We start from the raw sequence: 18,520 nt of genomic DNA on the forward strand, positions 1-18,520 counted from the left end.
CCGAACGGGGGAGGGCGCTGTGGGGAAGAACGATCCGGGGGCGGAATCACAGGCATACCCATGGAGTGTCATCGGCGCCGTAGGAGCCGCCGGGGCGGTCTCCCCGGGAGCCGCGGGCGAACTGCTCACCGAGCTCTCGTCGTTCACGAAGTTCCGCGACCGCATCGACGGCCTCCTCCACGACCTCAAGACCTCTCCGGCGGGCCCGGGGAAGGTCGGTGAGGACACGATGGGCCGGGAACGGTTCGGCGGCGGCAAGGGCGAGTGGTCGGAAGCGGACGCCCTGCACGGCTCGTACTCCAAGGTCATCAAGGAGCTGGAGGAGCTGTCCCAACTGCTCTCCGACTCCATCGAGGGCATGAGCATCGCCGTGCTCGGAGCCCACAAGGGCTACGAGAACGTCGACTTGGAGGTCCGCGGCCGCATGATCGCGATCCAGAACAGCGTGAGCGCCCACCACAAGGCCGAGCAGGCGGCAACGGCGGAGCAGGGTGGCGGGCATCCCGGCCGACCGGCTGCTTCGCCGGAAGACACGTCCGGCGGTGCGGGCACGTGATGGGGACTACGGGGACGGAAGAGGCGGCGTCGTGAGCCCGACCTTCGACAACATGAGCCATGAGCAAATGCTGGAGTGGCTGGACACGGCCAGGAGCGGCGAGATCCAAGGCGCGGCGGATCGTCTCCTGACCGCGGCAACGGAGATCCGCAAGATCGCAGAGGACCTGAAGATCCGCCCGCAGTGGGTGGAGTGGAAGGGGCAGGGGGCCGATGCATTTCGTTCATGGAGTGCAGATCTGGCCAATGCGACGCTGCGCTTGGGGGATTACAGCGCGGGCGCGTCCAAGTGGCTCGATGAGGCGTCGAACGCGATCGCATCCGTGCAGGCGTCGATTCCTCGGACCGAGGCGGGTGCGCGGGCAAACCTGGAGGCGGCTCTCGCCGCCCGGAACGATCCGGATGCCTCGGACGTGGCGAAGAGGTCTGCGGAGACGCTGATCGAGTCCGGGAAGAGGAATCGCGAAGAGGCGGCCGCACAGATGCGGAGGCTGTCGCAGACGTACATGTTCGCGTCGTCGCAGATGACATCCCTGGAGAAGCCGGTGTTTCCGGTGATGCCAAAGGCGATCGCGCTGCAAGGTGCCGATACGCGCGATGGGCGACAGGCTGGACAGGTTTCGCCGGGGACGGCGCCCGCCTCTGCCTCCACTGGCGAGGCATTCCCCAGTGCATCGGGACACCGCGCCGAGGCCACGGCGGAGGCGCCCGCGTCTGCCGGGAGCGCGTCTGCCACTCCACACATGATCTCGCCTTCTGCCTCCAGGTCGGTGGACATGGGGATCGACGGGCTGACCGCGCTGCCGGACACGCAGCCTTCACCGGTCGCGAATCCAGCAGGGCCGCCAACCGGCCCTCGGCCCGACAATCCCTCGCCGACGTCAGGCATCATTCCGCTCGCACCTCATGGCGGCCCTTCCGTACCGCGCACCACCAGTGGGGGCGCCGGTAGGACTGGTCTGCCGCGTCCGCCGGTCTCCGCTCCGGGAGTGACTCCGCCGGGTCCCGGGCCGCTGGGCCGTGCCGCCGGGCCCAACGGGGTCACCGGAGGCCGCCTCGTACCCCCGGAGCCAGGACGCTCGGCTGTGGGGATCCCCCGTGGAACGGTCATCGGCAACGAGACCCCTCGCGGCACAGCGGCCATCGGGCGTACGCCGAGCGTGGGGGGCGGCGTCGGTTCCGGAGTCTCCCCGATCACAGGCGGCAGCAGCCGCCGACTGGCCGGGGAGCCGGGCGGCGTGGTTGGCGGCCGCCAACCACAGGGGCTCGGGCCCGCACGCCCATTCACTCCCGGAGGATCCGGCCTGGTGAGGGGCGCCGCCGCGGGAGGCCCGACGCGTAGTGGCCCGGGGCGGCGCTCGACAGGGCGAGATGAGAACGGCGAGCGGCCGGACTACCTGGTCGAAGACGACGAGACCTGGCAGCAGGGCGGCCGACGCGTCGTGCCGCCGGTCATCGACTGATCAACAGTGAACTCACGAAGGACTCGGATGCGCATCAGGAGCGAAGGACTGACACGACGGCGAGCCGCGTCGGCTGCTGCGCTGGGCCTGCTCCTGGTAGGTGGTTCTGCTGTGCCTGCGTCTGCCGACTCGACGCGTTCCATGCAGTGGCATCTCGACGCCATGAAAGCAGACGAGATGTGGCAGACGAGTACGGGCAAGGGCGTTGTCGTTGCTGTGATCGATACTGGAGTGGACCCGGCGAATCCAGACCTGGTGGGAAAGGTTCTCAAAGGAAGGAATTTGGAGCCGGACGCTTCGGGCGACGAGCACACCGACTACGACGGACACGGTACGAGCATGGCCGGCCTGATCGCGGGGACGGGCCGGAGCAACGGGGGAAACGGTGCCTTCGGTCTTGCGCCAGGAGCGAGAATCCTCCCGATCCGCATGCCCGATTCGGGCGTCGGGGCAACCCAGGCCGAAGGGGATGCAGAGTTCAATCGAACTGCCCCCGTGGCGATTCGGTATGCGGTGGAGCGCGGCGCAAAAGTCATCAACATTTCCCTGGGCGTGCAGGAAGGCTCGCAGGCGCTCACAGACGCGGTGAAATATGCGCTGGACAGTGGTTCGTTGGTGTTTGCGGCAGTCGGCAACAGCGGTGATGGAGCCAACCTGCTCGAATATCCGGCTGGGACGCCCGGAGTCGTCGGTGTGGGAGCCATTGGCCACGACTCGAAGAAGACGGACGAGTCCCAGCACGGCCCACAGGTGGACCTTACGGCACCGGGAATCGACATGGTCCATCCCTGTAAGGGTGGCACCCAGTTGTGTAAGACGAGCGGAACCAGTGACGCCACCGCGATCGCCTCTGCCTCCGCAGCCCTCATCTGGGCCAAGCACCCTGACTGGACAAACAACCAGGTTCTGCGCGTCATGCTGAACACGGCCGGAGCCCCAACCAGCGGTGCCAAGCGCAACAACTACGTCGGATACGGCATCGTCCGCCCCCGCATCGCCCTCAAGACCCCAGGCGACCCCGGCCCGCCCGATGTGTACCCCCTCCCCGATCTCGCGGCGGCCGAGCATCAGAGCCCCAGCGCCTCCCCCGAGCCCTCCAACGCGACCGGGGATTCGGAGAACGCCGACAAGCCGGCCGCGGCGGCCCCCGGTGCCACCTCCGAAGACAGCGGCGGCAACAACAACACAGGCCTCTGGATCGGTCTGGGCATCGGCGCGCTCGCGCTCATCGGCGCAGCGGCGGCGGGCCTGGTCCTTCGCAACCGTCGCCGCAAGTCCGCCGCCACAGCAGCCCCACCCGCGTACCCGCACCAGCCCCCGTACCCCAACCCGTACCAGCAACCACAGCCTCACCAGCAGCCCACGCACCCGGCCTATGCGCCTCCTCCGACCGATCCCCCCGGCTCCAGCTCCCGCCCGCAGTGACGCGCCCGACCGGTTCATACCAGGGAGCCGACCTGCCACACCGCTATCGACGACGGGACAGGACCGTGCCGGCGCGGTCACACTCCTTCCGTCCTCGCCTCCGCGAACGCCCTCTTCCACGGGGTTCTCGGCGTCAGGATCCGGTTGAATCTTGAATATGGCGAAGGCAGGCAGGCCGCGTCTCTGCGAGATCAAGTTTGGGCGCTCGACATTCGCTGGGTCCTCATCGACACCGACTGCATCAAGTGAGCCGAGCCACAGGCGTGTTCGCCGCCTTGGACGCCTTGGACGTCTTGCGGCAGAGCGCAGCCGCGCCTTGGTCCCCGCCCACCAGGCACAACGGTTCCGATGTGGACGCACCCCCTTGCGCTGTCTCCATTTCGACAGCCATTTCGGGTTGATAGGTTGATCGAACGCTGCTGACGTTCATGTGTCATGTGGCGGAGGGGGAGGAAACAACCATGTCAGCCGATGAGCCCGGGCACGAGATAGGCATGCGCCTCAACCAGAACGCCCCTGACCAGGGCGGCGGTTCCGGCGGCGGGCAGCAGAACCTGGTTTCGACACCCGCGGAGAAGAAGGCCGCCGCGAAGGCCATCGAGGACCACATCGAGCCGGATACGAAGAAGGCCGGCCACCACGCGGACGAGGGCACGTCCGAGGTGGTGAAGGCATTCGACGCCAAGGACGGGCACGGCTGGCTCATGTCGTCCGCGCTGAAGAAGGCGCACAAGGAGTGGGGCGAGCAGGTGCACGCGCTGATGAACCGGCTCGGTTCGGAGAAAAAATCTCTGCGCAGCACCAACATCCTGCTGACGAACACTGACTTCGACATCCGATCGAGTGTGCGGAGTGTGCGTTCGCCGTCCGTCTTCGACGGGTTCTGACCGGGTGCCACACAACCTCACGTACACACGCACTCCACGGGGACAGAGATGCCTACGTACCACGAGATCATGACGACGGATCTCGGCGCGCTCACCACAGCCGCCACCGACTGGGACGGCATGGCCAAGGAGTTCCATGGCCAAGAGGTCGCGTACAAGCGGGATGTGCACGGCATCTCGACAGGCCCCGACTGGCAGGGACTGAGTGCCGAAGCGGCCAACAGGCGGTTCGACATCACGCTGCGTGAGTTCCGGTCCGCGCAGGCCGAGGCGAAAGCCATCGCCTCGCTTCTGCGTGACGCCCACAGCCAGTACGTCGACCTCAAAGGCAAGTTGACGGCCGCCCGGGACGAGGCGGTCAAGGCCGGGATGAGGGTCTCGGACCAGGGGGTGGTCACGTACGACTACGAGAAGCTGACCGAGGGCAGCCGCAACGCGCTCCACCACGACCCCGACTACCAGCAGAGCGTGCAGAAGGCGGTCGGCTCCTGGCAGGAGCGCATCGACAGCGCGGTCGAGGTCGTCAACGACGCGGACAAGGGGGTCGAGATCGCCTTCAAGGGGGTCGTGCTCGACTCGGATGTCACCGACGGCACCATGAACGGCTTCAACGGCAAACCCAGCGGTGACATCGAGAAGTACGAAGCCGACGAGCTCGCCGACATCGCCACCCGCATCAACTCCGGCGACGCCACTCCGCAGGAGATCAAGGAGGCGCAGCGCGTCTTCCGCGACAACGGCAGGAGCAAGGAATTCAACCAGATGTTCCTGGACAGCCTGGGGGCGTCGGGGACCATCAGGTTCACCAACAAGCTCAGCGACCTCAGTCACGGCGGCAAGGACAAGGGGACATACGCGGCATTCCAGGATGACCTGGCCGCTTCCCTGTCCCTGGCGACGAAGGACACCGACTCGTCGTTCTACAAGAAGTTCCGTGCCGACCTGCAGAAGGCCGGTGTCCAGAAGTACGACCTGGACGTCACCGGTGACAAGATCGCACTCGGCACCGGGCACGGGCAGCAGGCGCGCGGCTACCAGAGCCTCGTGACGCTGATGGAGCAGGGCGACGGCTACTCGGGGCAGTTCCTCAAGGACATGGCCACCGATATCCGGGCCGCCGAAGACAAGAAACAGGGCGGAGACCCCGACATCTGGGATCTGCGAGGTGACTTCAGCGGCAAGAACGACGGATGGTTCGCCAACGACCCGCTCGACGGCGTCCTCGGCATCATGTCCAAGGACCCGACCACGTCCACGAGCTACCTGGACCCGGGCCCGGACGGGAAGAACGACAGCCTTGAGTACCTGCTCAAGGAGCGGGACTGGGACCACGTCGACACCTCGCACTGGGCCGGCAAGGCCGAGGTGACCGGCAGGGACACGTTCGACACGGACGTACGCGCCGGTCTCGGCCTCGCCCTGTCGGCGGGTGCCACCGGCCTCGTGCCGGGCGGAGAAGGCGACGAGCTGGGCCGGCACACTGCCGCGCAGACCCGCGTCATGCACGACACGATCAACCTCATCGACTACGGCGACGCTGACGGCAAGTACAGCGAGGATCCCCAGCACATGCGGGTCGGCAGGGCCGACGAGGTGCTGGCCAAGGACGACTACTCGGCCCTGCGCGATCCCCTGTCCCAGGCCCTTGCCGACTACTCGCCGGACGCCGTCGACATCATCGACGGCGATGCGCCTGGCGGCCGGGCCGGTAAGGCAGACATCTACGAACATGGCGACGACTCGCAGATCCAGAACAGTCGCGGCAGCATGCTCCGCATGATGCGTGGCGTCTCCGAAGCCGACGACGTCAGTAACTTCGAGCGCATTTACCAGGCCCAACAGGGCTATATGTCCGCGGAATTGATGGGCAAGGACATCCCGAATGTGACGGCTGCCGAAAACGAGGCCCACAAGGTCGGCGAGGTCACCGGCGCGCTCAACGCGGTCGGCGGTGACGTGAAGATGGACGTCCACGACGCCAGGACCAGTCATGCCGCAGACACCCGGTTCTACGGGTACCACGTCGGCGGCGGCCTGATCACGGGCATCCCCGTCATCGGCGACGGCGCCCAGCGCCTCGTGGACATCGGCCTCAACCAATGGCTTGCCGGGGTCCAGGCGGAGGAGGGCTCACTGTCCAAGGAGGAGCTGGGCCGGGGCAACGAAGCCGCCCAGGACAATCTCGACGCCTACTTCGAAAAGTGGGGCAAGGAACGCCACATGGACTCCGCCACCAGTGGCGCTGCGGCCAGGGAGGCCCAGCAGGGCTACATGGGCGGGCGCGAGACGGCGTACGAGGCCCTGCGGTCCCGTACCTGATCACCGCACGTGGAACGCCGATCCCCGTACGACCCGACGCCGACGCAAGGAATCGCAAGCAGCACCATGATGACCCAGACGCGGAAGAAGAAGCCGGTAATCGTGGCGTCGGTCGCCTTGGTTGTGGTGGCCACGCTCCTCTCCTTGTACTGCTGGTGGAACACGAACCTTTTCGGCGCGGACTCGTTCTGCGGCGGCCGCATGGGAAGCGGGGAGGTGCGGGCCGCTCTGGACTCCACCGGCCGTGTGTCGCAGGTGTACGCACAAGTCGATCCGCAGCGAGCCGAGTTCGAATGCACGGTCGAGCGCACCAGTCGTTTCGTCGGAAGCGACGATCAGCAGGTGACGGTCGGGACGAAAATCGAGAAGGGGGCGTTCCCCTTCACGACCCATGTCTGGAAGAACCCTGGCGCCCGGTCCTATTTCAGGGGTGGGGTGACTGGTGCCGTGGCGCAGGACGGCGGGTACGTCGTTCTGCCGAAATCCTGCTGGGACAAGGGCGGCGCCCTACAGGGCAAGGGGGTCGTCCGTTTCGAGGACGGCGCGGTGGCGACTGTGGAGGCCAAGGTGGAGAAGGGGGCGGCGGACCCGGCCGGTCTGGCCCGGCTGCTGATCCGCTCGGCCCGGCAGGTCGCCGAGAAGGCCGGTTGCAGTACGTCGGCGCTCTCGGCCGCCCCTGATCTCGCAGCGCCGTCCGCCTCACGGACGACGGATGTCCAGAACGTGTGTGGAGTGCGGGGCTTCACGCTGCCGAAGGCGGCCGTGCTCGTCACCCGCGCCGAACCGGACCTGGAGCAGGTGAACGAGGGAAGTGCCGACACGTGGGCGTGTGACCTGAGCCTGGCGGGCTCGGCCAAGGCGGCCATGTCCTTTGCCGCGACGTCGGACAAGAATTTCGTCGAAGTGGCCAAGAAGGACATGTACGGCTTGGAAACTCTCCCCGGCGACAAGGGGGTTGCCGGGATCGACGAGGCCGTTCTGCACTGTGGCCGTGGTGATGTGCACTTCGCCGCGAAGCGGAACGTCGCGTACGACAAGGCCCTGCACGACAGCACCAGGCACGACGGGATCGCGGACATGAGGGTCGAGAGGGCCATGTTCCAGAACTTCCTCGACGCGACGGCCGCCGCCCACTCATGCCCTCGCGTCACCCTCCCCCAGCAGAAGGACCGTTCATGACCTCTCCTTCGCGTGCCGCAGCCGTGGCTGCCCTGCTCCTGGTGGGGGCGGTTGCCTGTAGTGACAACTCCGAAGACGAGAAGCCCACTTCGGCTGCCGCAGATGACACGACCGGCGGTTCGGCCGCCGCGCGCATCGAGGCCGTGAACAAGACGATGCGCACCACGGCGTTCAGCGCGGTCGGGACCTCGACCGTGTACGACGGGGCCCTCCAGAGCATGACGTGGAACCCGCAGCAGGGTCTCCGTATCGAGGTCAGCGGCACCATCGGCGGGAACATGTACTGCCGGGACGGTGTGACCTACATCAGCTCCAGCCTGTTCGCCGAGAGCCTGAAGCAGCAGGGCCAGGTGATCACCGTCCCCGCCGGTCTGGACGACGTGTATGTGACCACGAAGTCGGGGCAGGGCTGCGACGCGTACTTCGCTCTGTCCCCCACCGGGAGCTATGCCCCGTCCGACGACACCACGGTGAACGGCACGCCGGCCCGTGCGGTCAAGGTGTCCGCATCCGCATCGGCCACGGACACCTACTACGTCAGTGCCAAGGGCCCGGCGTATCTGCTGAAGCTGAAATCGACCCGCGACGGCCGCACCAGCAGTACGACCTACGTGGACTTCGGCAAGAAGAAGACCATCACACTCCCGGGCGCGGACAAGACCATGACCATGGACGCGTTCCGCGCCAGGACCGGCAGCTGACGGCCCTGTGCTCGATCCCGGCCCGCGAGCCGTTGCCGAGCGCGAGGCCGGGCGGGGCAAGAGCGGTTACGGGGCCGGGTGGACCGTGGAGCGGGGTGAGGTCGGGAAAGCGGGTGGGGAGGGTGAATTGAGTGGGGGGTGAATCGGGTGGGGAAGACAGAGGGATTGCCTGGCGTGCGGAAATGGCTGCCCCTTTGTCGCGGGGGCAGCCATTCCGGATGGTGTGGGGCAGCCGATTCGCCTGCTCGGAGGCCGTGACCGGATTCGAACCGGTGTAACTCGAGTTGCAGTCGAGCCCCTGAACCACTCGGGCACACGGCCGTGTGTTCCTCGTGGTTCGAACGTAGGGCCGGGGGCCTCACCGCTCAAGGGAATGGGGCGGGGCGCAATACGACTGCCATACGGCGTTCACGATCGGCGTCAGGGATCGGCGGCGTGGTCCTACGACCAATGGACGACCGGTGGACCGTCTCGCGACAGGGTTCATATGAGATCTTGCCCCTTACTCTTGGGCTCATGAGTGCCCTGGAACCGCGTGACGACATCGATGCTCCGCCGCTTGCCGCAGAGGCTCCTGTCGCCGCCGAAACCGGAGGGGTGCTCGGGCGGACCTACCGGGCGCTGAGTGTCGGCATCGTCTCCGTCGTATTCCTGATCGCCTTCGAGGCGACCGCCGTGGGGACCGCGATGCCGGTCGCCGCGCGGGAACTGCACGGCATTCCGCTGTACGCGTTCGCGTTCTCCGCGTACTTCACCACCAGCCTCTTCGCCATGGTGCTCTCCGGGCAGTGGGCGGACCGGCGCGGCCCGCTGGGGCCGCTCGCCGCGGGCATCAGCGCGTTCGCGGCGGGGCTGCTGCTCTGCGGGACCGCCGGGACCATGTGGGTCTTCGTCGCGGGCCGGGCCGTCCAAGGGCTCGGCGGCGGGCTGGTGATCGTGGCGTTGTACGTGGTGATCAGCCGGGCCTACCCGAAGCGGCTCCAGCCGTCGATCCTGGCCGCCTTCGCCGCGAGCTGGGTGGTCCCCTCGGTCGTCGGGCCGCTCGCCGCCGGGAGCGTGACCGAGCACCTGGGGTGGCGCTGGGTCTTCATCGGCATCCCCGTCCTCGTGGTGTTCCCGCTGGCGCTCGCGCTGCCCCAGATCCGGCGGCGGGCATCCGGCCCGGCCGACCCCGGGGCGCCCGTGGAGCCGTACGACCGGCGGCGCATCCGGCTCGCCCTGGGGATCTCGCTGGGGGCGGCGCTGCTCCAGTACGCCGGGCAGGAGCTGAACTGGCTCGCTCTGCTCCCGGCGGCCGTCGGCTTCGGGCTGCTCGTCCCGGCCGTGCGCGGACTGCTGCCCCCGGGGACGGCGCGGGCGGCGCGCGGGCTGCCTGCGGTGGTGCTGCTGCGCGGGGTGGCGGCCGGGTCGTTCATCGCCGCCGAGTCGTTCGTACCGCTGATGCTGGTGACCCAGCGCGGGCTCAGCCCGACGATGGCCGGGTTCTCGCTCGCGGCCGGCGGCGTGACCTGGGCGCTCGGTTCGTACGTACAGTCCCGGCCGCGCCTCGAACCGCACCGGGAGAGTCTGATGGTCGGCAGCATGGTGCTGGTCGCCGCGGCGATCGCGGCCGCGCCCTCCGTGCTGATCGACTCGGTGCCGGTCTGGACCGTCGCCGTGGCCTGGGCCTTCGGGTGCTTCGGCATGGGCGTGGTGATCGCGTCGACGAGCGTGCTGCTGCTGAAGCTGTCGGCACCGGAGGAGGCCGGGGCGAACTCGGCCGCCCTCCAGATCTCCGACGGGCTGTCGAACGTGCTGCTGCTCGCCGCGGGCGGAGCGGCCTTCGCGGCGCTCGGCGGCGGCATGGTCGGGGCCGTGCACGAGGCGGCGGAGACCGCGGCCACCGGGTCCCATCCGGGGGCGTTCGCGGTGGTCTTCCTGCCGATGGCGGGGGTCGCGCTGGTCGGGGCGTGGGTGGCGGCCCGGGTGCGTACCCGGACCTGATCGGCAAGGCCGCGGCGCCTGGTCGGCGCGGTGGTCACGGGCGGGACGGACGTGGCGAAAGCCGATTCCCGGGGCTGCGCGCGCCGGTCGGCGAACGCGTGTGAGAGCCATCGCAATTCGGTGCGGGGCGGCGCAGTTCGAGGTGGTCCCCGCGCCGCCCCCCGGTAGGGTGGCCCGGTTGTCGTATCGCGGGCGGGTCCGTCCCGGCCGTACGGACAGCGCCCCACGTACCCGAGAGACCCGAACCGGAGACCGTGACTACTACCGCCTCCCACCACCTCTCACCCGCCTTCCCCGGCCGCGCCCCCTGGGGCACGGCCGGCAAGCTGCGAGCCTGGCAGCAGGGCGCCATGGAGAAGTACATCCAGGAGCAGCCGCGCGACTTCCTCGCGGTCGCCACCCCCGGCGCGGGGAAGACCACCTTCGCGCTGACCCTCGCGTCATGGCTGCTGCACCACCACGTCGTGCAGCAGATCACCGTCGTCGCGCCGACCGAGCACCTGAAGAAGCAGTGGGCCGAGGCAGCGGCCCGGATAGGCATCAAGCTCGACCCCGACTACAGCGCGGGTCCGCTGAGCAAGGAGTACGACGGCGTCGCGGTCACCTACGCGGGCGTCGGCGTCCGGCCGATGCTGCACCGCAACCGCTGCGAGCAGCGCAAGACCCTCGTCATCCTCGACGAGATCCACCACGCCGGTGACTCGAAGTCCTGGGGCGAGGCGTGCCAGGAGGCCTTCGACCCGGCCACCCGGCGGCTCGCTCTGACCGGTACGCCGTTCCGCTCGGACACCAACCCGATCCCCTTCGTCGTGTACGAGGAGGGCAACGACGGAATCCGGCGTTCCTCGGCCGACTACACCTACGGCTACGGCAACGCGCTGGCCGACGGCGTCGTCCGGCCCGTGATCTTCCTCAGCTACAGCGGCAACATGCGCTGGCGCACCAAGGCCGGTGACGAGATCGCCGCCCGGCTCGGCGAGCCGATGACCAAGGACGCCATCGGGCAGGCCTGGCGCACCGCCCTCTCGCCCACCGGCGAGTGGATCCCCAATGTGCTGAGCGCCGCCGACAAGCGGCTGACCGAGGTCCGCAAGGGCATCCCGGACGCGGGCGGGCTGGTCATCGCCACCGACCAGGAGTCGGCGCGCGAGTACGCCAAGATCCTCAAGCGGGTGACCGGCGAGAAGGCCACCGTGGTCCTCTCCGACGAGAAAGCCGCCTCGAAGAAGATCGACCAGTTCAGCGCGGACGACTCCCGCTGGATGGTCGCGGTCCGCATGGTGTCGGAGGGCGTCGACGTGCCCCGCCTCGCCGTGGGCGTGTACGCCACCACCATCTCGACCCCGCTCTTCTTCGCCCAGGCCGTCGGGCGCTTCGTGCGCTCGCGCAGGCGCGGCGAGACCGCCTCGGTCTTCGTACCGACCATTCCGATGCTGCTCGACTTCGCCAACGAGATGGAGGTCGAGCGGGACCACGTCCTCGACAAGCCCAAGAAGGGCAGCGACGAGGAGAACCCGTTCGCGGAGGAGGACAAGCTCCTCGCCGACGCCGAGAAGCTGGAGGACGAGGAGACCGAGGAGCAGCTGCCCTTCGAGGCCCTCGAATCCGACGCGGTCTTCGACCGGGTGCTGTACGACGGTGCCGAATTCGGCATGCAGGCGCACCCCGGCAGCGAGGAGGAACAGGACTATCTGGGGATTCCGGGGCTCCTGGAACCCGACCAGGTGCAGCTGCTCCTCCAGAAGCGGCAGTCCCGGCAGATCGCGCACAGCCGCCAGCGGCCGGCCGAGGAGGCCGATCTGCTGGAGAAGCCGGCCGAGGCGCGGCCGGTGGTCACCCACAAGCAGCTGCTCGGGCTGCGCAAGCAGCTCAACACGATGGTGTCGGCGTACACGCACCAGAGCGGCAAGCCGCACGGGGTGATCCACACCGAGCTGCGGCGGGTGTGCGGCGGGCCGCCGAGCGCGGAGGCCACGGCCGGGCAGATCCAGCAGCGGATCCAGAAGGTCCAGGAGTGGGCCACCCGGATGACGTGAGGTGTCGGGAGTGCCGGTGCCGGCCCGGGGCGGGGACCGTGGTCCCCGCCCCGGGCCGGTTTCGTGCGGGCGTTGCGGCTGCGCGTGCGTGCGTGCGGATGAGGGTGGCGCCGCTACCAGACGAACGGCGCGGCTACCAGACGAACGGTGCCGACTGGTTCGCCGTGGCCACACACGGAACCGTGGCCGACGTCGGGGACGAGGCCACGATCTGCAGTGACCAGTTGGTGGCGCTCGGCGGAGAGGCCAGCACCGTGGAGTTCGTGCTGTCGCCCGCCGCCAGGGTGCCGGAGGTGAGCTTCAGCGGGCCCAGGGTGATGGGGTTCCCGCCGCTCAGGCCGGGGTTGGCCTTGCCGGAGAACTGCACCTGACTGGTGACGCCGCCCGAGGTCTTGGTGAGCTTCAGCGTCGTCGTGATGCTGTTCGGGTCGGCACTGGTGCCGGCCGGCATGGTGATCGCGGTGGACGTGATCTTGATGGACTTGGACGTGCCCGAGTCGGTGGCGGTCAGCGTGGCGAGACCGCTGCCCCAGGACCCGCAGTCGTACGTGGCCGTCGCGGTGAGCGGGGTCACCGCATGGGCCGCCGGAGCCAGGGCGAGGGCACCGGCCACGGAACAGGCCGCGGCCAGCACGAGCGGTACACGTCTTCGATTCGATGACATGACGGGGGAACTCCTTCCGGTTCTGAATTCCGCAGATTCACCGAAGGACTGGAGAAGTGGATCTGCGTGCCGGGCCCGGCATGTCGGGTGCAGTGAAACGGCGGCCCCCGGAGAAGTCAAGAGATGTCGACAAGGGCACTTGAAATGCCCGCGGAAATGCTTTCCGGGTATTTCAGGTGACGATCACTCTCCGGACAAGGATCAATCGGTTCTCTCTTGACTTCTGTGCACCCGGCCTCCTCAATGTGCGCAATCAATGGGCCATGGAGGGGTGTCTGGTGATACGACGACGAAGACCCGGCGTGACCGGTCTGCTCGCTGTCTGCTTCGCGATGTCGCTGAGCTGCGCCGGGGCCACCGCCCAGGCCGCGCCCCGGGCCGCCGCGGGGGGCGCCGGTACGGTCGCCCCGGACGTCCACTGCATCCTGCCCGCGGGCCAGGGCGAGACGACCGGGCCGCAGGAGATGACCGTCGAGCTGTCGCCCGCGGTCGTCGCCCCGGGCGGCAAGGTGCACGCGAAGGTGACGCTCGGTCCGTCCCCCGCCACCAGCGCCCTCGCGCTGGAGAACGTACCGACCATTCCCAGCCTCGACCTCGCCATGTCCGGCGGGGCGAGCGGCACCGTCACGGTGCGGGGGGCCGAGATCACCATGGACATCCCGGCCGGGAAGCCCATCGAACTCCCGCCGTACGAGGGCGACTTCCTGGTGCCCGCGAACGCCTCCGGGGACATCTCGTTCGCCCCGGTCCGCACACTGACGCAGACCAAGGTGCTCGGGTCGGTCTTCGAGACGCCGTGCGATGTCGTCGGCGGCGGTGGTTCCGTCGGTACCGTCACGGCGGAGGGGACCGGCTCCGAGCCCGCCACCCTGAGCGCGCCCGCCGACCCCGTACGGCCCAACACCGCCGTAGCGCTCGGCGGTTCGGGCTGGACGCCGGGCGGTGCGCCGGTGCCCTCGCTCTGTGCGGTGGGCGGTGGTGGCTGCGATCCGCTGAAGTTCAAGAGCCATGACCTCACCATCGACGGCGGCGGGGCGCTGCACGGCACGGCCACCCTCGCGGAGGCCGGCGCGGTGCCGGACGGGGCGTACGAGGTGAAGGTCAACGACGGCACGAAGGAGGCCACGGCGCCGCTCACCGTCAAGGCCGTTGCCGCCGGGGACCGGGAGATCTCGTTGTCGCGGAGCAGCGGCCCGGTCGGCAGTGTGATCACGGTCAGCGGCAAGAACTACAACCCGGACCGCTGGATCAACATCATCGGCCTCGACGCGACGGGCACCGGGCTCGACGACAGCGCGGTCTACGTCAAGAGCGCCCCGGACGGCACCTTCGCCGTGGAGTTCACCGTGATCTCCGACGCCGTCGTCGCCGTCCAGGCCGACGAGGGCAACGACCCGGCGACCGTACGGACCGCCCCGTTCACCGTCTCCACGGACGGGGGAGGCGGCGGGAGCGCCGACCAGAAGCTGAACACCACGGTCAGGGCCGGGACGCTGTCCATGGTCCAGGACGGCGACACGGTCGACTTCGGCACCACCGTCCTGGGCACCGGCAGCGGTGTGCAGCGCTCCCGGCTCAACCGGGTCGAGGTGGAGGACGCCCGCGGCGTCGACAGCGGCTGGTCCCTGACCGCCACCCTCACCGGATTCACCAGCACCGACGGCGGCACCATCCCGGCCGGTGCCGTCCGGTGGACCCCCGAATGCACGGCGCAGAGCGGCAGCGTGGGCGTACCGGTCGCCGGGTCGCCCGCCGCGCTCGGGAGCGAGGCGGCGAGCCTCTGCCGGATGGACCCGGACGGCTCCCGCCCCTTCACCGGCGGACGGTTCGACGCCGACGCCGATCTCACCCTCACGGTCCCCGGAACCACCCGGCCCGGGGACTACAGCGCCACGCTCACGCTCACGCTTCTCTGAGCACGCACATCCGTCTCCGGGCATGCACGCCCGGCTGCGGGAACACACCGTCCGTCCCGGGCGCGCGCACCATACTCCGCGCGTGTCCCTGTCTCTCCGAGCACCGAGACGAACAGCACCGGGCCGAACAGCATCGAGACGAACAGCACCGGGCTGAACAGCACCGGGACGAACAGCATCGGGCTGAACAGCATCGGGCTGAACAGCACCGGGCCGAACAGCACCGAGACGAACAGCACCGGGGGCGCCCGCCCGCTCCGTATCGCACCGGAGCGGGCGGGCGTCGCCATTCCGGATCGCGCAGTCCCGCGGCCGCGCCTCGACCGCGGGCGACACCTATGGAGGAGCCGCATGTCCGTCCGACCACCGAGAAGAACCGTGGGAAGAACCGAGAGAGCGGGTACGGGGTTCCGCCGTGCCGTGGCCCTCACCGCCGGGGCCGTGCTCGTCTGGACCGGCGGCACCGTCGCACTCGCGCCCGCCGCCGCGGCCGCCACCGTCACCCCCACCGTCCACTGCTCCCTGCCCGCCGGACAGGGGCAGGCGACCGGTCCGCAGCAGATGAGCGTCGAGCTCTCGCCGGGCATCGTCGACCCGGGCGGCAAGGTCCATGCCAAGGTCAGCCTCGGTCCGTCCCCCGCCACCAGCGGCCTCAGCCTGAGCGACGTACCCACCACCCCCAGCATCGACTTCGCGATGTCCGGCGGCGCCACCGGCACGGTCACCGTGACCGGCCCCCAGATCAACCTGGACATCCCGTCCGGCAAGCCCATCGAAATACCGCCGTACGAAGGGGACTTCATCATCCCCGCCAACGCGAGCGGACCGATCTCCTTCACCCCGGTGCGCAATCTGACGCGTACGAAGGTGCTCGGCTCCACCTACGAGACCCCGTGCGACGTGGTGAGCGGCGGCGGCTCCATCGGCACGGTCACCGCCGAGGGCACCGCGGGCCACCCGGCCACCCTGACCGCGCCCGCCACCGCCGTCCGGCCGTCCACCTCCGTCGCCCTGTCCGGCAGCCTGTGGACGGCGGGTGCCACTCCCGTACCGTCGCTGTGCGCGGCGGACGGCGGTGGCTGCGACCCCGGGAAGTTCGTCTCCGGCACACTCGCGATCGACGGTTCGGGGGAGCTGACCGGCAGCGCGGTGCTCGCCGCCGCGGGCACCGTGCCCGACGGCTCGTACCTGGTGAAGGTCGGCGACGGTACGAAGGAGGCGACCGCGCCCCTGACCGTCAAGGCGTTCGTCCCCACCGGGCCGCGCGCCATCGCGCTCTCCCGCGCCGGGGCTCCGCTCGGCAGCGTCATCGAGGTCACCGGCAGCAACTACTTCCAGGACCGGTGGATCAACACCGTCGCCCTGGACGCGAGCGGGGCCACCCTCGACGACACCGCCGTCTATGTGAAGAGCACCCCCGACGGTACGTTCAGCGCCGAGTTCACCGTCTCCGACCCGGCCATCGCCTCGATCCAGGTCGACGAGGGCAACGATCCGGCCACCGTACTGACCACACCGTTCACCGTGACCGAGGCCTCCGCGACGCTCTCCGCGGGCGCGGCGAAGGTCAAGCCGGGCGGGACGATCGCCCTCTCCGGCGGCGACTGGCCGACCGGCACCACGCCCACCGCCACGCTCTGCCAAGCGGGCGGCGGCCCCTGCGACAGCTCACGGATCAGCGGGTCCACCCTCCGGATCGGCGCCGACGGAACGCTCGCCGGCACGGTCACCGTCGCCGGATCCACCCCGCGTGCCGAGTACGCGCTCCAGGTCACCGCCGGGGGAGCGCAGGCCCTCACCCCGCTGACCGTCGCCCCGTCCTACATCGTGCTCAGCCCGCCGTCCGGCCCCAAGGGCACCGCCGTCACCGTCGTCGGCCAGGGCTTCGCGAAGGTGGCGACCGTGTCCATCGTCGGGCTGCGGGCCGACGGCTCGCAGACGTCCGATGCGGCGAAGACCAAGGTGGTGGGGCTCGACGGGGCGTTCTCGCAGACGTTCACGGTCAACGCCGCCGACACCGTCGCCATCCGGGTCCGGGAGGTCCTCGTCAACCCCCGTACCGAGACGGCGGCGTTCACCGTCCAGGGCGGGACCGTGCCCGCCGGACCGTCCTTCGCGCTCTCGCCGCCCGAGGGGCCCGTCGGCACGGCGGTCCAGGTGACCGGGCGCGGCTTCGCCCCGGTCGCCACGGTCTCGGTGACCGGCCGCACCGCCGACGGGAAGCAGACCGCCGATCCGTACGTCACCCGGATCATCGGACTCGACGGCACCTTCGCCCTTCAGTTCACCGTCCGCGACCCGGCGACGAAGTCGATTCGCGCCTGCGAGGTGCTCGTGAACGGAAAAATTGTGCAACAGTCCTTCACCGTGAGTTAACGAAAGTTCACTTCCGGTGCGTCAGGCACCCGTGAAGGCGTCGGCCGACCTGGACGCGCGTAGACCTCCAGGCTTCGGCCGACGCCGCGCTGACCGGCACTTATGCTGCTTCAAGACAACCTCGCTCCGGACAACGCCCGGATTCTGGACGAGCCCTTCCGCTGAGCGGACTCGCTCGCTACTGTCCAAAAAATGAACGCCCCGTGGCAGAGCCGCCCCGGGGCGCAGCCGGTGCCTGGTTAGGCCGGCGGCCTCTCCGTGCGTCGCCGCTGGGACCGGCGGCGCACATTCCGTGGGACCAGCCGCTGCCGCTCATCAAAGAGGAGAGGGCGTCGTGACCGCGGAAACCTCCCAGACGCTCGACCGGGGCCTGAGGGTCCTCAAACTGCTTGCCGACACCGACCACGGCCTGACCGTCACCGAGTTGTCCAACAAACTCGGGGTCAACCGCACGGTGGTCTATCGGCTGCTCGCCACCCTGGAGCAACATGCCCTGGTCCGACGCGACTTGGGCGGCCGCGCCAGGGTGGGCCTGGGTGTGCTGCGTCTGGGCCGCCAGGTGCATCCGCTCGTACGGGAGGCCGCGCTGCCCGCGCTGCGGTCGCTCGCGGAGGACATCGGGGCCACCGCCCACCTCACGCTGGTCGATGGCAGCGACGCGCTGGCCGTCGCGGTCGTCGAGCCGACCTGGACGGACTACCACGTCGCCTACAGGGCGGGTTTCCGCCATCCGCTGGACCGGGGCGCCGCCGGACGGGCGATCCTCGCCGCCCGCCGCAAGCCGGTCGGCGAGACCGCCTTCACCCTCACCCACGGCGAGCTGGAGGCCGGGGCGAGCGGGGCCGCGGCGGCGCTGGTGGGTGTGACCGGGGTGGAGGGCAGCGTGGGTGTCGTGATGCTCGCGGACTCCGTGCCCGAGCGCGTCGGCCCCCGCGTGGTGGACGCGGCCCGCGAGGTCGCGGACGCGCTCCGGTAGCGCGGGACCGAAGGTCGGGCAGGGCGGGACCGAAGGGTCC

General features: G+C 69.4%; 14 protein-coding genes and 1 tRNA gene. 12 read left to right on the plus strand and 3 right to left on the minus strand.

Annotated elements, in window-relative coordinates:
- Positions 1-19 precede the first annotated feature (19 nt).
- From ACFVFH_RS29695 to ACFVFH_RS29725, 7 genes are all read left to right on the plus strand, one after another.
- Positions 20-556: a hypothetical protein gene (locus ACFVFH_RS29695; protein WP_383774207.1), complete on the plus strand. Its 537-nt coding sequence runs from the start codon at positions 20-22 to the stop codon at positions 554-556.
- Positions 557-587: 31 nt separating this feature from the next.
- A complete protein-coding gene (locus ACFVFH_RS29700; RefSeq protein ID WP_383774208.1) occupies positions 588-2,018 on the plus strand; it encodes a hypothetical protein in 1,431 nt (476 codons plus the stop codon).
- Between the two features lie 27 nt (positions 2,019-2,045).
- Positions 2,046-3,443 (plus strand): type VII secretion-associated serine protease mycosin, encoded by a 1,398-nt coding sequence (gene mycP, locus ACFVFH_RS29705; protein WP_383774210.1) that lies wholly within the window; start codon positions 2,046-2,048, stop codon positions 3,441-3,443.
- Between the two features lie 461 nt (positions 3,444-3,904).
- Positions 3,905-4,330, plus strand: a complete 426-nt coding sequence (locus tag ACFVFH_RS29710) for a hypothetical protein (protein WP_383774212.1) — start codon at positions 3,905-3,907, stop codon at positions 4,328-4,330.
- Positions 4,331-4,378: 48 nt separating this feature from the next.
- A complete protein-coding gene (locus ACFVFH_RS29715) occupies positions 4,379-6,649 on the plus strand; it encodes a hypothetical protein (RefSeq protein WP_383774214.1) in 2,271 nt (756 codons plus the stop codon).
- A gap of 66 nt (positions 6,650-6,715) precedes the next feature.
- Entirely contained in the window at positions 6,716-7,828 is a 1,113-nt protein-coding gene (locus tag ACFVFH_RS29720) for a hypothetical protein (RefSeq protein WP_383774216.1), read from the plus strand.
- Positions 7,825-8,529 carry a hypothetical protein gene (locus tag ACFVFH_RS29725; protein ID WP_383774218.1) on the plus strand — a complete coding sequence of 235 codons (705 nt, stop codon included), beginning with the start codon at positions 7,825-7,827 and terminating at the stop codon, positions 8,527-8,529. Before ACFVFH_RS29720 ends, ACFVFH_RS29725 begins: the two co-directional genes overlap by 4 nt.
- A 249-nt stretch (positions 8,530-8,778) precedes the next feature.
- On the opposite strand, the gene ACFVFH_RS29730 is transcribed toward ACFVFH_RS29725, so the two are convergent.
- Positions 8,779-8,850: transfer RNA gene (locus ACFVFH_RS29730), tRNA-Cys, on the minus strand.
- Between the two features lie 195 nt (positions 8,851-9,045).
- Here ACFVFH_RS29730 and ACFVFH_RS29735 point away from each other — a divergent pair.
- Together ACFVFH_RS29735 and ACFVFH_RS29740 are read left to right on the plus strand one after the other, a co-directional pair.
- Positions 9,046-10,512, plus strand: a complete 1,467-nt coding sequence (locus tag ACFVFH_RS29735; protein ID WP_383774220.1) for an MFS transporter — start codon at positions 9,046-9,048, stop codon at positions 10,510-10,512.
- Between the two features lie 254 nt (positions 10,513-10,766).
- Complete coding sequence (locus tag ACFVFH_RS29740) at positions 10,767-12,548, plus strand: DEAD/DEAH box helicase (RefSeq protein ID WP_383774222.1); 1,782 nt, start codon at positions 10,767-10,769, stop codon at positions 12,546-12,548.
- A gap of 133 nt (positions 12,549-12,681) precedes the next feature.
- On the opposite strand, the gene ACFVFH_RS29745 is transcribed toward ACFVFH_RS29740, so the two are convergent.
- The gene (locus ACFVFH_RS29745; RefSeq protein ID WP_383774224.1) at positions 12,682-13,212 is read right to left on the minus strand and encodes a hypothetical protein; all 531 of its coding nucleotides are present in this window, start codon (positions 13,210-13,212) and stop codon (positions 12,682-12,684) included.
- A 302-nt stretch (positions 13,213-13,514) separates the two neighbouring features.
- On the opposite strand from ACFVFH_RS29745, the gene ACFVFH_RS29750 reads away from it, so the two are divergent.
- Complete coding sequence (locus tag ACFVFH_RS29750) at positions 13,515-15,128, plus strand: WxL domain-containing protein (protein WP_383774226.1); 1,614 nt, start codon at positions 13,515-13,517, stop codon at positions 15,126-15,128.
- Here the strand turns inward: ACFVFH_RS29750 and ACFVFH_RS29755 are convergent.
- Complete coding sequence (locus tag ACFVFH_RS29755) at positions 15,095-15,367, minus strand: hypothetical protein (RefSeq protein WP_383774228.1); 273 nt, start codon at positions 15,365-15,367, stop codon at positions 15,095-15,097. The genes ACFVFH_RS29750 and ACFVFH_RS29755 overlap by 34 nt on opposite strands.
- Positions 15,368-15,506: 139 nt before the next feature.
- Here ACFVFH_RS29755 and ACFVFH_RS29760 point away from each other — a divergent pair, with 139 nt between their 5' ends.
- Together ACFVFH_RS29760 and ACFVFH_RS29765 are read left to right on the plus strand one after the other, a co-directional pair.
- Positions 15,507-17,504 (plus strand): hypothetical protein, encoded by a 1,998-nt coding sequence (locus ACFVFH_RS29760; protein ID WP_383774230.1) that lies wholly within the window; start codon positions 15,507-15,509, stop codon positions 17,502-17,504.
- 334 nt (positions 17,505-17,838) lie between these two features.
- Positions 17,839-18,480: an IclR family transcriptional regulator gene (locus ACFVFH_RS29765; RefSeq protein ID WP_093540576.1), complete on the plus strand. Its 642-nt coding sequence runs from the start codon at positions 17,839-17,841 to the stop codon at positions 18,478-18,480.
- Positions 18,481-18,520 lie beyond the last annotated feature (40 nt).

The sequence above is a fragment of the Streptomyces sp. NPDC057697 genome, from assembly GCF_042799335.1.
GTDB lineage: Bacteria > Actinomycetota > Actinomycetes > Streptomycetales > Streptomycetaceae > Streptomyces.

What these genes read in the sequence shown, in the direction of transcription:
- mycP (WP_383774210.1), top strand. Translation starts at nt 2,046, where the DNA reads ATGCGCATCAGGAGCGAAGGACTGACACGACGGCGAGCCGCGTCGGCT.
- ACFVFH_RS29710 (WP_383774212.1), top strand. Translation starts at nt 3,905, where the DNA reads ATGTCAGCCGATGAGCCCGGGCACGAGATAGGCATGCGCCTCAACCAG.
- ACFVFH_RS29715 (WP_383774214.1), top strand. Translation starts at nt 4,379, where the DNA reads ATGCCTACGTACCACGAGATCATGACGACGGATCTCGGCGCGCTCACC.
- ACFVFH_RS29720 (WP_383774216.1), top strand. Translation starts at nt 6,716, where the DNA reads ATGATGACCCAGACGCGGAAGAAGAAGCCGGTAATCGTGGCGTCGGTC.
- ACFVFH_RS29725 (WP_383774218.1), top strand. Translation starts at nt 7,825, where the DNA reads ATGACCTCTCCTTCGCGTGCCGCAGCCGTGGCTGCCCTGCTCCTGGTG.
- ACFVFH_RS29735 (WP_383774220.1), top strand. Translation starts at nt 9,046, where the DNA reads ATGAGTGCCCTGGAACCGCGTGACGACATCGATGCTCCGCCGCTTGCC.
- ACFVFH_RS29745 (WP_383774224.1), bottom strand. Translation starts at nt 13,212, where the DNA reads ATGTCATCGAATCGAAGACGTGTACCGCTCGTGCTGGCCGCGGCCTGT.